Source organism: Dyella terrae, from assembly GCF_022394535.1.
Taxonomy (GTDB): Bacteria; Pseudomonadota; Gammaproteobacteria; order Xanthomonadales; family Rhodanobacteraceae; genus Dyella.
Genome location: NZ_CP089414.1, coordinates 1,718,282 through 1,732,319, shown reverse-complemented (window position 1 = coordinate 1,732,319; position 14,038 = coordinate 1,718,282). Strand labels below are relative to the sequence as shown.

Sequence of the window (14,038 nt, the reverse complement as noted above, 5' to 3'; positions counted from 1 at the left end):
AGCCACTCAACCAGCCTTCTTGACGACGGAGTGCCTGTGAGCGAGATCGATGTACGCCTTGCGGACATGGGGCTGACGCTGCCGCCACCTTTCACCCTGCCAGCTGGGTTGCGCCTGCCGTTCGACGCCGTGCAGGTGGATGGCACGCGCGTGTTCTTTTCGGGGCATGGGCCGCAGGGTGCCGATGGCTTGATGGCGCCGCCATTCGGCAAGCTGGGTACCAACCTCACGGTGGCCGAGGGCTACCAATCCGCTCGCCTCGTGGCGCTTTCCGTGCTCGCGAGCCTCAAGCGCAGCATTGGCGATTTGGATCGTATCCGGCGCTGGCATCGCATCTTTGGCATGGTCAACTCCGCGCCCGGTTTCATCGAGCAACCGAACGTGATCAATGGCTTCTCGGACCTGATCATTGCGCTCTACGGGCCGCAACGGGGCGCGCATACACGCAGTGCCGTCGGCATGGCGGAGTTGCCGTTCAATATTCCGGTGGAGGTCGAAGGCGAGCTTTCGCTGTTTCCGTAAGGTGAGGAGTTACTGGCGCCGCTAGCCGATGATGTCCTCTGCCACCCGAATGCGGGTGTAGTTGGAGTAGTTACCCCGGTTACTACGCGTGAGGCGCGCAACAAAAAAGCCACCCGAAGGGTGGCTTTTCCAGAATCTTGATGGTGGGCGATGCAAGGATCGAACTTGCGACACCTGCCGTGTGAAGGCAGTGCTCTACCGCTGAGCTAATCGCCCGCCGAGCGCGCAAATATACGGGGAGAGGGGTAACCGGTCAAGCCTCTGACACAAAAAAGTGCCCGGGATGGCAGTTGATTGAAAGGTGAACCAGTACAATGCTCGGCTTTTCAGCTACCAGCTATCCGCCCATGGACTTCCTGACTCACGAACTCAGCCACGTCCTCGAAGCCTTGCATCGGTTCGAACTGACGCCCTGGAAAATGGTGGGCCTTCTGGGGTCGGTGATGTTCACCAGCCGCTGGTTCGTGCAGCTGTATTACACGCGCAAGCTCAAGCGCGTGGTGATGCCATTGTCGTTCTGGTGGCTGTCGGTGGTTGGCAGCGCGCTGCTGCTGTCCTACTTCATCTTCGGCAAGAACGACTCGGTAGGCATCCTGTCGAATTTCTTCCCGTCGTTCGTGTCCGTCTACAACCTCGTTGTGCACATGCGCGAGATGAAGCGTCGCTCGTTGATCGAGAGTGAGGTCTGAGGGAAAGCCTTCTTGCAGAAGATTTCCGGCGGCGATAACCGATCGCTGCGATGTGCGGAGACACAGAGATCGCGCACAGAGTCCATGTGCGCGACCCGCTTCAGAGGCCCTCAATCGGGGTCGTAATCCAGGTTCGGTGCCAGCCAGCGTTCTGCTTCGTCGCGTGTCCAACCCTTGCGCTTGGCGTAGTCGTCCACCTGTTCGCGGGTGAGACGGCCCACCACGAAATACTGGCTGTCCGGATGCGAGAAATACCAGCCGGATACGGCGGCGGTCGGGAACATGGCGAAACTGTCGGTCAGTTCGATGCCCGCGTTGTGGGTGGCGTCGAGCAGCGTGAACAGCGTGCCTTTCTCGGTATGGTCGGGGCAGGCCGGGTAGCCGGGAGCAGGGCGGATGCCGCTGTACTTCTCGTCGATCAGCGACTTGTTGTCGAGTGACTCGTCGGGTGTGTAGCCCCAGAACTCTTGTCGCACGCGCTCATGCAAGCGCTCGGCGAAGGCCTCCGCGAAGCGGTCGGCCAGCGCTTTCAGCAGGATGGCGGAGTAGTCATCGTGCGTGGCTTCGAAGCGCGCAACGTGCTCATCAATACCGATGCCTGCGGTCACGGCGAAGCCGCCGATCCAATCGTGTTTGCCCGCGCTTTTGGGCGCGATGAAGTCGGAGAGACAGAAGTCCGGCCGATCCACGGGCTTGTCCACCTGCTGGCGCAAATGATGGAGCACGACAGTTTCGCCATTCTCGCGCTGGAGTCGGATGTCATCGCCCACGCTCGCGGCCGGCCAGAACCCGATGACGCCGCGGGCCTTCAGCCACTTCTCCGCGATTAGCGTGTCCAGCATCGCCTGCGCGTCCTTATACAGCTCGGTGGCTTGCTTGCCGACGATTTCGTCGGTAAGGATCGCAGGGAAATGGCCGGCCAGCTCCCATGCGTTGAAGAACGGCGACCAGTCGATGTACTCGCGCAGTTCGGCAAGATCGTAATCGTCGAAGATGGTGATGCCTGGCTTCTTCGGTTGCGGCGGCTCGTAGCTGGCCCAGTCGGTGTTGAAGCGTTGCGCGCGTGCCTTGTCCAGCGAAACGAGGGACTTGCCGCCGGCGCGGTTGCGATGGCGCTCGCGCACTTCGGCGTAGTCGGCCTTTACCTTGGCGATGAAGTTGTCGACCAGCTCTTTGCTCAGGAGTGACTGTGCCACGCCGACGGCGCGTGAGGCGTCCTTCACCCATACGGTGGGCGATTTGTAGTGCGGCTCGATCTTCAACGCGGTGTGCGCGCGCGACGTGGTGGCGCCGCCGATCATCAGCGGGATGGTGAAGTTCTGCCGCTGCATTTCGCGTGCGACCTGGCTCATTTCTTCGAGCGATGGCGTGATAAGGCCGGACAGGCCGATGATGTCGGCGTTCTCGGCAATGGCCGTTTCCAAGATCTTCTGCGTCGGCACCATCACGCCGAGATCGATCACGTCGAAGTTGTTGCAGCGGAGCACCACGCCGACGATGTTCTTGCCGATGTCGTGTACGTCGCCCTTCACGGTGGCCATGACGATCTTGCCATTGGACTTGCTGGCTTCGCCGGTGCGTGCCTTCTCTTCCTCGATAAAGGGGATCAGGTGCGCCACGGCCTTTTTCATCACGCGGGCCGATTTCACCACCTGCGGCAGGAACATCTTGCCGGCGCCGAACAGGTCGCCGACGACGTTCATGCCGTCCATCAACGGGCCTTCGATGACGTCGAGCGGACGGGTGGATTCCTGACGAGCGAGTTCGGTGTCTTCCACCACGTACTGGTCGATACCGTGCACCAGTGCATGGCTGAGGCGCTGGCGTACGGGTTTATCGCGCCAGGCGAGGTTCTCGGTGACGACTTCGCCCTTCTTCGCCCTGTAGTTGTCGGCGATTTCCAGCAGGCGTTCGGTGGCGTCGGAGCGGCGGTTCAGCACCACGTCTTCGACGCGATCGCGTAGCTCCTCGGGCAGGTCGTCGTAGATCATCAACGCGCCGGCGTTGACAATGCCCATGTCCATGCCCGCCTTGATGGCGTGGTAGAGGAATACCGAATGGATCGCTTCGCGCACCATGTTGTTGCCGCGGAACGAGAACGACACGTTCGATACGCCGCCCGAGATATGCGAATGCGGAAAGCGGCGTTTGAGTTCCTGGGTGGCTTCGATGAAGTCCACCGCGTAATTGTTGTGCTCTTCGATACCCGTCGCGATGGCGAAGATGTTCGGATCGAAGATGATGTCTTCAGGCGCAAAATCGAGCTTGGTGGTGAGTAGTTCGAAGGCACGCGTACAGATCTCCACCTTGCGTTCGCAGGTGTCGGCCTGGCCTTGCTCGTCGAAAGCCATCACTACCACGGCAGCGCCATACTGCTGCACCTTGCGCGCGTGCTCGAGGAAGAGCTCCTCGCCTTCCTTCATGGAGATGGAGTTGACGATGCCTTTGCCCTGCAGGCAGCGCAGTCCGGCTTCGATCACGGTCCACTTGGAGGAGTCCACCATCACCGGCACGCGGGCGATGTCCGGTTCGGCCGCGATCAGATTGATGAAGCGCGTCATGGCCGCTTCCGAATCGATCAGGCCCTCGTCCATGTTGACGTCGATGATCTGTGCACCGCTGGCCACCTGCTGGCGGGCGACGTCCACCGCTTCCTCGTAGCGCTCTTCCTTGATGAGCTTGCGGAACTGGGCAGAGCCGGTGACGTTGGTGCGTTCGCCCACGTTGACGAACAACAGGTCGGGTGTGATGACCAGCGGTTCGAGGCCGGAGAGGCGGGTATAGCGGGGCATCATGCTTTTCCTCCTCTCCCCGGCGGGGAGAGGACTGAGGTGAAGGGGCGGGACTTGCGAGCCGTTCAAAAAGTGCGAGCTTGAGGCCAGGTTGACCCCTCACCCCAACCCTCTCTCCCACGGGACTTCCTTCGGGTCGCCCGAAGGGGAGAGGGAGTGTCATGCGGCCTCCTGCGCTTTGGCAGGTAGGGCACGCGGCGCGACGTCACGCACCGCATCGGCGATGGCTTTGATGTGTGCGGGCGTGGTGCCGCAGCAGCCACCGACCATATTGAGCAGACCGTCGCGGGCGAAGCCGCTGATCACGGAGGCCATCTGCTCCGGCGTTTCGTCGTACTCGCCGAAGGCATTGGGCAGGCCTGCGTTCGGGTGCGTGCTGATGAAACAGGTGGCGGTGTCGGACAGCACCTGCACGTGCGGGCGCAGGTCGGCGGCGCCCAGCGCGCAGTTGAGGCCCACAGAGATCGGGCGCGCGTGCTGTACCGAGTAATAGAACGCTTCGGCCGTCTGGCCGGAGAGCGTGCGGCCGGAGCGGTCGGTGATGGTGCCGGAGATCATCACGGGCAGGCGCACACCGCGCTCGCGGAACAGTTCGCTGATGGCGAACAGCGCGGCCTTGGCATTGAGCGTGTCGAAGATGGTTTCGACCATGATCACGTCGGCACCGCCGTCCATCAGGCCTGCGGTGGATTCGGTGTAGTTGCTTACCAGTTCTTCGAAAGTGACGTTACGGAAGCCTGGATCGTTGACGTCAGGCGACAACGAGGCGGTGCGGCTGGTCGGGCCGAGCACGCCGATGACGAAGCGCGGCTTGTCCGGTGTCTTTGCTTCGAACGTGTCGCAGGCGGCGCGGGCGAGGCGTGCGCCTTCCCGGTTCAACTCGTACGCCAGATGCTCCAGGTGGTAATCGGCCTGGCTGATGCGTGTGGAGTTGAAGGTGTTGGTTTCAACCAGATCCGCACCGGCGGCCAGATACGCTTCGTGCACGCCGCGGATAATGTCCGGGGTGGTCAGCGTGAGCAGGTCGTTGTTGCCCTTGAGGTCGCAATCGCCGGGGTGGTCATGCGCGTGCGTGCTGTCGTGACCATCGACGAAGCGTTCGCCGCGAAAGGCGGTTTCGTCCAACTGATGGCCTTGCAGCATGGTACCCATGCCGCCATCGATGATCAGGATGCGCTCGCGCAGGCCCTTTTCCAGCAGGGCAACGCGTTCGGGGTGGAGCCAGGGTAGGGTGCTCATGGATCAACTCCTCAGGGCTTGCGTGCGAGCAGGCTGATCACTTCGAAATAAGGCGCCTTGCGCTCGCGGCTCAGTCGCGTACAGCTCATGGCTTCCAGGCCGGCCTTTTGGGCGAAGCCATTCAATTCATCGTGCGAGAAGCCAAGGTTGCGGTGATCGAACGGCTCCACCACGGCACGGTGGTCGTGCTTGCCCAGCGTCACGGCCAGCAGGCGTCCGCCGCTGCGCAGTAGGCGTGCGGCCTCGGCAACGGCGGTGGCCGGGTGTTCGGCATAGGTAAGGGCGTGCAGCATCAGCACAAGGTCGAAGCGACGCTCGCCGAGATCGAGCGCGTGCATGTCGCCTTTGAGCACTTCGACGTTGTGGAAAGACTTGAGGCGTTGCGCGGCGGCGTCCACCACCCGCTCGCTGCTGTCCACGCAAACAATGGAATGCGCATGCGGCGCCAGTAGCTCGGCGGTAATGCCATCGCCGGAGGCGATATCCAGCACGTCGCCGGTTTCCAATAGTTGCAGCAGCGAACGAGCCAGGGTTTCCCAGGTGCGGCCCGGTGAATAATGGCGCTCCATGTCACCCGCCACGGTATCGGCCCAGCCTTCTTCGCTGGCGCGCTGCGCGAGTACACCTGGCAGTCGCTCGGCATCTTCGCGCAGCAGCGCGTCGTCGATGTTGTCGCGCAGGGACTTCAGTAGTACCTGCAGGTGTTCGTCGGTTTCGGCGTTGGCGCGGTAATAGGCGGAGACGCCTGCGCGGCGGTCGCGCACCAGCTCCGCTTCCTTGAGCTTGGCGAGGTGGGTGGACACGCGCGGCTGGGCAAGGTGAAGCACCGCGGCGAGCTCGGCCACGGTGAGTTCCTCGCGTTCGAGCAGGGCGAGCAAGCGCACCCGGGTGGGGTCCGCCAGCAGACGCAAGACGCTGGAGGCGGTAGCCAAGTCCATGGGTATCCTTATATCGCGATGCAAAGATACATAAGGCTAGGCCCGGGGGGCCGGGGCGTCAAGTTAAAGCGGGTTTCGGGAGGGGCGTGCCCTAGGGGAGCGCTTCTATGCAGCGTTGCTGCACTCGCACAGAGGTCGCAGCGCTTGGCGGGCTAAAATGGAGGGCTTCCCTGTTCCCCCTTGGAGCCTTCCATGGATTTCCGCTTTACCGACGACCAGTTGTCCATCCAGGCCATTGCCCGCGATTTCGCGCAGAAGCGCATCGTGCCGGTGGCGGCGGAATTGGATGAGAAGGGGGAGTTCCCGCTCGACAACATCCGCGAGATGGGCCAGTTGGGCCTGATGGGCATCGAGGTGCCGACAGAGTACGGCGGTGCCGGCATGGACCCGATTGCCTACTCGCTGGCGATGATCGAGATCGCCGCAGCCGACGCAGCCACGGCGACCATCATGTCGGTCAACAATTCGCTGTTCTGCACCGGCATCCTCAAGCACGGTACGGAAGAGCAGAAGCAGAAGTACGTGCGCGCCATCGCACAAGGCGAGGCCATCGGTGCTTACGCACTGACTGAGCCCCAGTCCGGCTCGGACGCCTCGGCCATGCACACCCGTGCCACCAAGAATGCCAATGGCGACTGGGTGATCAACGGCAAGAAGAGCTGGATCACCTCAGGCATGGTGGCGCGCTACATCATCCTGTTTGCCATCACCACGCCAGGCATCGGCGCCAAAGGCGTGTCTGCCTTCATCATCGATACGCAGCTGCCGGGTTTCCACGCGGGCAAGAGCGAGCCCAAGCTGGGTATCCGCGCCTCGGCGACCTGCGAAATCGAGTTCACCGATTACGTGTGCCCGAAGGAGAACCTGCTGGGCGCCGAAGGCAAGGGTTTCGCCATGGGCATGAGCTTGCTCGATGCGGGCCGCATTGGCATTGCCTCGCAGGCCGTGGGCATTGCACGCGCTGCGTACGAGGCCTCGGTGCAGTGGTCGCGCGACCGCAAGGCGTTCGGCCAGCCCATCGGTACCTTCCAGATGACCCAGGCCAAGATCGCCGACATGAAGTGCAAGCTGGATGCAGCCATGCTGTTGACCTTGCGCGCCGCCTGGACAAAGGGCGAAGCGGAAAAGAACGGCGGCCGTTTCGGCACCGAGGCGTCCATGGCCAAGTTGACCGCGTCGGAAGCCGCGATGTGGATTGCACACCAGGCGGTGCAGATCCATGGCGGCATGGGTTACTCCAGGGAAATGCCGCTGGAGCGCTACTTCCGCGACGCCAAGATCACCGAGATCTACGAAGGCACCAGCGAGATCCAGCGCATTGTGATCGCGCGCGCTGAAACCGGCCTGCGCTGAGCACTGCATGAGGAAAGCCCTTGGCAGCGCCCGAGCTTTCTTTTGTAGGGTTGCCATGGGGCAGTTGACGCGCATCAGAGTAATCGCAAATACTTGCGATTAACCAGGGATTCGGTACCCCCTCTTGCCAAGGACGGCGCCTAAGGCTTTTCGTTCTGGCGCTACCGATAGCTATCGGTGCGGCGACAGAGCTTTCCCGTGCTAGTGGCGAGTGCGTTCAATCGCCTCGCATAACCTCTTTCACCAACTCGACCAGCGCGCGCAATCCCGCGGGCACGTGGCGGTGGCCGGGGTAGTACAGCGCCAAGCCGGGATAGGGCGGCGTCCAGTCGTCCAGTACGCGGACAAGCCGACCTGAGGCGATGTGCTCGGCCACGGTCCATTCGCTGGCATAGGCCAGGCCTACGCCTTGCAGCGCAGCCTCCACCATCAGGTCCCATTGGCTGAGCGTCAGCGGGCCGGCTACGTCCACGGTGACGGCTTCCCCGTGCTTCTCGAACTCCCAGCGATACGGCGTCCCTGTGGGCAGACGTGCGCGGATGCAGGTATGGGACATCAGGTCGGCAGGGGACGCGGGCCTTTCGCGATCGCGGAAATAAGTGGCGAGCCGACGATGGCAAAGCGCAGGTCAGGCGTGCACGGCACGGCGATCATGTCCTGCGGAACGGCATCGCGCTGGCGGATGCCCGCATCGAAACCCTCGGCCACGATATCCATCATGCGGTCGTTGGATACCAGGTCCACGTGCATGTCGGGGTAGCGCTCCAGGAAGCGCAGCACGATGGGCGTCAGCACCATCCGTGCAGCACCCAGCGACACATTGATGCGCAGCGTGCCGGTCGGGGTGTCGCGGAACTGGTTGACCACGTCCATCGCATCGGCGATGTCGCGTAGTGCGGGGCGCACACACGCCAGGAACTGCTCGCCGGCTTCCGACAAGGCCACGCTACGGGTCGTGCGATGGAACAACCGCACGCCCATACGTTGCTCAAGCGCGCCGATAGCGTGGCTGAGCGCCGATGGCGACATGCCAAGTTCGGTGGCCGCGGCACGAAAGCTCAGGTGGGTGGCAACGGCAACGACAGCCTTGAGTTCGTCCAGTCCGGTGCGTTTCATTGTGCTGATTCCTGCAACAGCCCATGCTGGATTGGGCCGATTGTTACATCAATGGGTGGCCGCTACGTTTCCTGTATCCACTGATAGGGAGCGAAACTCATGAGCAAGACGATACTCATCACCGGCACCTCTTCAGGCATCGGCCATGCCGCCGTCCGGCGTTTCGCCGATGCGGGCTGGAACGTGGTGGCGACACTGCGTAACCCTTCGGCTGCGAGTGACCTGGCCGCGTTGCCGAACGTGTTGGTGACGCGGCTGGACGTGCAGGATGAGACCAGCATTCATGCCGCCATTGACGCCGGCATGGCCCGGTTCGGGCACATTGATGCGCTGGTGAACAACGCCGGTTTCGGCCAGTACGGGCTGTTTGAGGCTACGCCCGATGCGAAGGTGCGCGAGCAGTTCGAGGTGAACGTGTTTGGCGTGATGGCGGTGACGCGGGCGATCCTGCCGCATTTTCGCCGCCGCCATGCGGGCGTGATCGTCAACGTGAGTTCGGGCGCGGGCATGTTCACGCTGCCACTGATCTCACTGTACTGCGCCAGCAAGTTCGCGCTGGAAGGTTTCTCCGAGTCGCTGTCGTACGAGCTGGCATCGCAAGGCATTGCGGTGAAGCTGGTGATCCCGCATGGCGGCGTTAGCAGCACGCGCTTCGGTGAGCGATCCGGCGCGGAGCACGGTGAGCAGGGGCGCATGGCCGACTATGACGCGTTCGTGGCGCAGACCAACGCGGCATTCGACAGCATGCGCGCGGGCCGCATGATGACGTCAGACGAGGTGGCCCAGGTAATCCAGCAGGCCGTCACGGACGACACCGACCGCCTTCGCTATCTGGTCGGCGGCGATGAGCGCGGTTTCGTCCGGGCGCGTCGGGAACTGACCGAACAGGGCTACATCGAGTTCATGCGTGGGCACTTCGGCGATGCCGCCTGAGGTCTGAAAGCGCGGGGAATCGGCCTTCCTCGCGCTTTCGGCCGCCATCATGGGGCGCGGCACGATGGTTGCTTCCAACATGGAATCACCATCCACGTGCTGCGAGCCGCCCATGTCAGATGTCGTTGAGAAGCTGGAAGAAGAAAGCATGGTCTACAAGACCTTGCTCGAGTCCACCAAAGCCATTCCCTGGCGCATCCAGTGGGACACGCTGTCGTTCTCCTACATTGGCCCGCAGATCGAGGAACTGCTTGGCTGGGCGCCCGACAGCTGGGTGAGCGTGCAGGACTGGGCGGATCGCATCCATTCGGACGATCGCGACTGGGCCGTGAATTTTTGCGTGGCCCAATCCAAGGCCGGCGTGGACCACGAGGCCGACTACCGCGCGCTGTGCAGGGATGGCAGTTACGTATGGATCCGCGACGTGGTGCATGTCGTGCGCAAGGACGACGGCAGCGTGGATGCCCTGGTCGGTTTTATGTTCGACATCAGCGAGCGCAAGCGCACCGAACAGCGCCTGATCGAGCTGCAGCGGGAACTGGAGACCTTGTCCTTCAAGGATGGTCTCACCGGCATCGCCAATCGCCGCCGTTTCGACACGGTATTCGACGAAGAGTGGACCAGCGCGCGCCACGGTTCGCGACCGTTGTCGCTGCTCATGCTCGATATCGATTATTTCAAACAGTACAACGACCACTACGGGCACGTGCAAGGCGACTATTGCCTCAAGGTGGTCGCCAAGACGCTGGAGAAGGCGGTGCGCGGTCCACGCGATTTCCTGGCTCGGTTCGGCGGCGAAGAATTCGTGCTCGTGTTGCCCGACACTGATGCGGCTACAGCCATGCAGGTGGCCGAGCGTTGCCACGAATTGATTCGCACCGAATGGATACCGCACGAGCGCTCCATGGCCGGCATGGCGCTGACCCTGAGTATCGGCGCCGGCACGGTGGTGCCGATGCATGGGGACGAGCGGCAGGCTTTCCTCGAGCTGGTGGACCGTAGGCTGTATTCGGCGAAGGTGCGCGGTCGGAATACCACCGTCAGCGGCGAACAGTAAGCCGCGCGCTCTGCGCACTGCATTGATACTGGCTCCGCCAAGCGCTAGCGCCGACTGCCAAAGAAAAAGCCCCGGTCTTGCGACCGGGGCTTTTTGTTGAACGTCCGGTGGACCCGGATCACGCGCCGCGGCGCGGATCCGAATCGAACGGCTGCATCGGGCCTTGAGTGGTGCCACCGCCGCCCTGCGGCGCGGTGCCGTCGTGCCCGTCAGTCACCGCACCGCCGTGAGCCTGGCGGATCGTGTGCGATGTCTCGTCCAGCTTGTCACCAAGCAGTCGACGCACCGTCACGTAGAACACCGGGATCAGCAGCAAGCCCAGGAACGTGGCGAAGAACATGCCGCCGATCACGCCCGTACCGATGGAGTGGCGGGAGTTGGCGCCGGCACCGGTGGAGATGGCCAGCGGGAACACGCCGAGCATGAAGGCAAACGAGGTCATCAGGATCGGGCGCAGTCGCAGACGGGAGGCCGTAACCACCGCCTGGAACAACGACTGGCCAGACTGTTGCTGCTCGACCGCGAATTCCACGATCAGGATCGCGTTCTTCGCCGCCAAGCCGATCACCGTGATCAAGCCGATCTTGAAGTACATGTCGTTCGGCAAGCCGCGCAACATCGAGAACACCACGGTACCCAGCAGGCCGAGCGGCACCACCAACAACACCGCGACCGGGATCGACCAGCTCTCGTACAGCGCAGCAAGGCAGAGGAACACGATCACGATCGACAACACCATCAGCAGTGTCGCCGAGTTGCCGGCCAGGATTTCCTGGTACGACTGACCCGTCCAGTCGGCACCGAAGCCCTTCGGCAGATCGTTGTCCACGATGCTCTGCAGGGCGGTCATGGCCTGACCGGTCGAGAAGCCCGGGGCTTCGTTACCCACGATTTCCACCGCGGCGTAGCCGTTGTAGCGGGTCAATGCCGGCGAACCCATATCCCAGTTGGTTTTCACCACGCTGGAGATCGGGATCATGTTGTACGGATTGACCGTAGCCGCGTACGTGGACGAACTGCTCGAACCACTCGACAGGCTGCTCGGCGTGTAGATGTGCTGCAGCGCTTCCGGACTCATGCGGTAAGCCTGGTCCGCCTGCAGGTACACGCGCTTCACGCGGCCACCGTAGACGAAGTCGTTGACGTACACCGGCGCCAGCATCATCTGGATGGCGGTGTACACATCGCTCACCGACAGGCCCATGGCCTGCGCCTGCACGCGGTCCACCTTCATGTCCCACTGGGGAGCATCGGGCAGCGAGTTGGGGCGCACGCCGAACAGCGCGTGGTTGTCCTTGGCCTTGCCCACCACGGTGCCCATGGCCTGCATCAGCTCGCCATGCGTCTGACCGGCGCGAGCCTGCAGGAACATGTCGATACCGCCGAACTGGCTGAGGCCGCGGATGGTAGGCAGGTTGACCACAAAGATCTGCGCGTCGCGGATGCCGTGCATCACACCGTTCGCCTTCAGGATCCAGTCGTCGGCCGTGATATCACGCTCTTTCCAGTCCTTGAGCTTGATAAAGGCCATGCCGGTGCTTTCGCTCTGGCCGATGAAGCTGAAGCCGCTGATCTGGTACATGCCGACGATGTCGGCTTGCAGCGGGCTCTGCTTCACGCGCTCGCGCATCTCGGCCATCACCTCTTCCGTGCGGTGCAGGGTGGCACCCGGCGGCAGGTTGACGATGGCGAGAGCGAAGCCCTGGTCTTCATTGGGCACGAAGCTGGTAGGCAGCTTGGTGTACAGGAAGCCAGCCAGTGCTGCGACCACCACGAACACCATCATCCAACGCGGTGCATGACGCGCCGCGCTGCCGATGTGGCCGCTGTAGGTATGCGTCACCCGATCGAAGAGATCGTTGAACTTGCGGTAGACGATGTTCTTCTTGTGATCGTGAACCGGCTTGAGCAGGGTGGCGCACAGCGCCGGCGTGAACGACAGTGCCAGGAAGGCCGAGAAGCCCATCGACACGGCGATCGTCAGCGCGAACTGCTTGTAGATCACGCCCGAGGCGCCAGGCTGCAGGGCCGAAGGCACGAACACCGCTGCAAGCACCACGGTAATGGCGACCACGGCGCCGGTGATCTGGCCCATCGCCTTGCGCGTCGCTTCCTTGGGCGACAACTGCTCCTCGGTCATGATGCGTTCGACGTTCTCGATCACCACGATCGCGTCGTCCACCACGATGCCGATGGCCAGCACCATGCCGAACAGCGTTAGCTGGTTGACGGTGAAGCCCAGGGCCACCAGGCCGATGAAGGTGCCCAGCAACGCCACCGGAATCACCAGGGTGGGGATCACCGTGGCACGGAAGTTCTGCAGGAAGATCAGCATCACCAGGAAGACCAGGATGATGGCCTCCACCAGCGTGTGTATCACTTCCTCGATCGAGATCTTCACGAACGGCGTGGTGTCGTACGGGGCGAACCAGGTGACGCCTTCTGGGAAGTCCCTGGACAGCTCAGCCATCTTGGCCTTCACCGCGTCGGCCACGTCCAGCGCGTTGGCGCCCGGCAGCAGCTGCACGCCAAGGCCGCCCACCTGCTGGCCGTTCCATGTAGCAGCCAGGCCGTAGCTCTGCGGACCGAAGTCGATGCGGGCCACGTCGCTCAGCTTGACCACCGTGCCGTCGCTGTTGGCGCGCAGGATGATGTTGCCGAACTCTTCAGGCGAGGAGAAACGACCCTCGGCGGACACGGTGGCGGTGAAGCCCTGGTCCTTCGGAGACGGGTCGGCACCCAGCGAACCGGCAGCGAACTGCACGTTCTGCGCGGCCACGGCGGCGTAGACCTGGCTAGCGGCCAGGCCATAGCCCTGCAGCTTGTCCGGGTTCAACCAGATGCGCACACCGTACTCGGCACCGATCAGGCGGGTGGCACCCACACCGGGGATACGACCGACCTGGTCGGCCACCTGGGACGCGATGATGTCGGCCAGGCGGTTGCCATCGATGTCCGGATTGCTGGACACCAGGGACACGAACATCAGGAAGTCAGGGTTGCTCTTGGCCACCACCACGCCCTGCTGGGTCACGGCGGTAGGCAGGCGCGGCTGGGCCAGCTGCACCTTGTTCTGCACCTGCACCTGGGCGATGTCCGGGTCGGTGCCCGTTTCGAAGCTCAGCGTGATCGTGGACGTGCCGTTGGAGTTGGACGAGGAGCTGAAGTACAGCAGGTGATCGATGCCTGTGAGCTGCTGCTCGATCACCTGGGTGACGTTCTTCTCCATCGTATCGGCGTTGGCACCCGGGTAGGTTGCCGACACCACCACCTGCGGCGGCGCGATGTTCGGGTACGACTCGATACCCATGTTCAATACGGAGATGGTGCCAACCAGTGTGATCAGGATGGCGACCACCCACGCGAAGATGGGACGGTCAATAAAGAAACTCGGCATGT

General features: G+C 62.8%; 11 protein-coding genes and 1 tRNA gene. 5 read left to right on the top strand and 7 right to left on the bottom strand.

The window, feature by feature from the left end:
• The first annotated feature begins 36 nt into the window (after positions 1-36).
• Positions 37-522, top strand: a complete 486-nt coding sequence (locus DYST_RS07215) for a RidA family protein (protein WP_239950989.1) — start codon at positions 37-39, stop codon at positions 520-522.
• 141 nt (positions 523-663) lie between these two features.
• Here the strand turns inward: DYST_RS07215 and DYST_RS07210 are convergent.
• A tRNA-Val gene (locus DYST_RS07210) sits at positions 664-738 on the bottom strand.
• 131 nt (positions 739-869) lie between these two features.
• Here DYST_RS07210 and DYST_RS07205 point away from each other — a divergent pair.
• Positions 870-1,211, top strand: a complete 342-nt coding sequence (locus tag DYST_RS07205) for a lipid-A-disaccharide synthase N-terminal domain-containing protein (protein ID WP_102302589.1) — start codon at positions 870-872, stop codon at positions 1,209-1,211.
• Between the two features lie 110 nt (positions 1,212-1,321).
• Here the strand turns inward: DYST_RS07205 and metH are convergent, their stop codons facing one another.
• The 3 genes from metH to DYST_RS07190 all read right to left on the bottom strand — a co-directional run bounded on the left by metH (position 1,322) and on the right by DYST_RS07190 (position 6,180).
• Positions 1,322-4,006 carry a methionine synthase gene (gene metH / locus DYST_RS07200; RefSeq protein WP_239950987.1) on the bottom strand — a complete coding sequence of 895 codons (2,685 nt, stop codon included), beginning with the start codon at positions 4,004-4,006 and terminating at the stop codon, positions 1,322-1,324.
• A gap of 156 nt (positions 4,007-4,162) precedes the next feature.
• Positions 4,163-5,242, bottom strand: coding sequence for a homocysteine S-methyltransferase family protein (locus DYST_RS07195; protein WP_102302286.1), 1,080 nt, complete (start codon positions 5,240-5,242; stop codon positions 4,163-4,165).
• A gap of 11 nt (positions 5,243-5,253) precedes the next feature.
• Entirely contained in the window at positions 5,254-6,180 is a 927-nt protein-coding gene (locus tag DYST_RS07190) for an ArsR/SmtB family transcription factor (RefSeq protein WP_239950985.1), read from the bottom strand.
• A 192-nt stretch (positions 6,181-6,372) separates the two neighbouring features.
• Here DYST_RS07190 and DYST_RS07185 point away from each other — a divergent pair, with 192 nt between their 5' ends.
• Entirely contained in the window at positions 6,373-7,533 is a 1,161-nt protein-coding gene (locus DYST_RS07185) for an acyl-CoA dehydrogenase family protein (protein ID WP_102305173.1), read from the top strand.
• A gap of 217 nt (positions 7,534-7,750) precedes the next feature.
• Here the strand turns inward: DYST_RS07185 and DYST_RS23980 are convergent, their stop codons facing one another.
• Both DYST_RS23980 and DYST_RS23975 read right to left on the bottom strand, forming a co-directional pair.
• A complete protein-coding gene (locus DYST_RS23980; RefSeq protein WP_275666940.1) occupies positions 7,751-8,089 on the bottom strand; it encodes a LysR substrate-binding domain-containing protein in 339 nt (112 codons plus the stop codon).
• Positions 8,089-8,649 carry a LysR family transcriptional regulator gene (locus tag DYST_RS23975; protein ID WP_275666939.1) on the bottom strand — a complete coding sequence of 187 codons (561 nt, stop codon included), beginning with the start codon at positions 8,647-8,649 and terminating at the stop codon, positions 8,089-8,091. Before DYST_RS23975 ends, DYST_RS23980 begins: the two co-directional genes overlap by 1 nt.
• Before the next feature lie 99 nt (positions 8,650-8,748).
• On the opposite strand from DYST_RS23975, the gene DYST_RS07175 reads away from it, so the two are divergent.
• Positions 8,749-9,582 carry an SDR family oxidoreductase gene (locus DYST_RS07175; protein WP_239950983.1) on the top strand — a complete coding sequence of 278 codons (834 nt, stop codon included), beginning with the start codon at positions 8,749-8,751 and terminating at the stop codon, positions 9,580-9,582.
• 112 nt (positions 9,583-9,694) lie between these two features.
• Complete coding sequence (locus DYST_RS07170) at positions 9,695-10,639, top strand: GGDEF domain-containing protein (protein ID WP_239950982.1); 945 nt, start codon at positions 9,695-9,697, stop codon at positions 10,637-10,639.
• A gap of 118 nt (positions 10,640-10,757) precedes the next feature.
• Here the strand turns inward: DYST_RS07170 and DYST_RS07165 are convergent, their stop codons facing one another.
• Positions 10,758-14,036 (bottom strand): multidrug efflux RND transporter permease subunit, encoded by a 3,279-nt coding sequence (locus DYST_RS07165; protein ID WP_239950981.1) that lies wholly within the window; start codon positions 14,034-14,036, stop codon positions 10,758-10,760.
• Positions 14,037-14,038 lie beyond the last annotated feature (2 nt).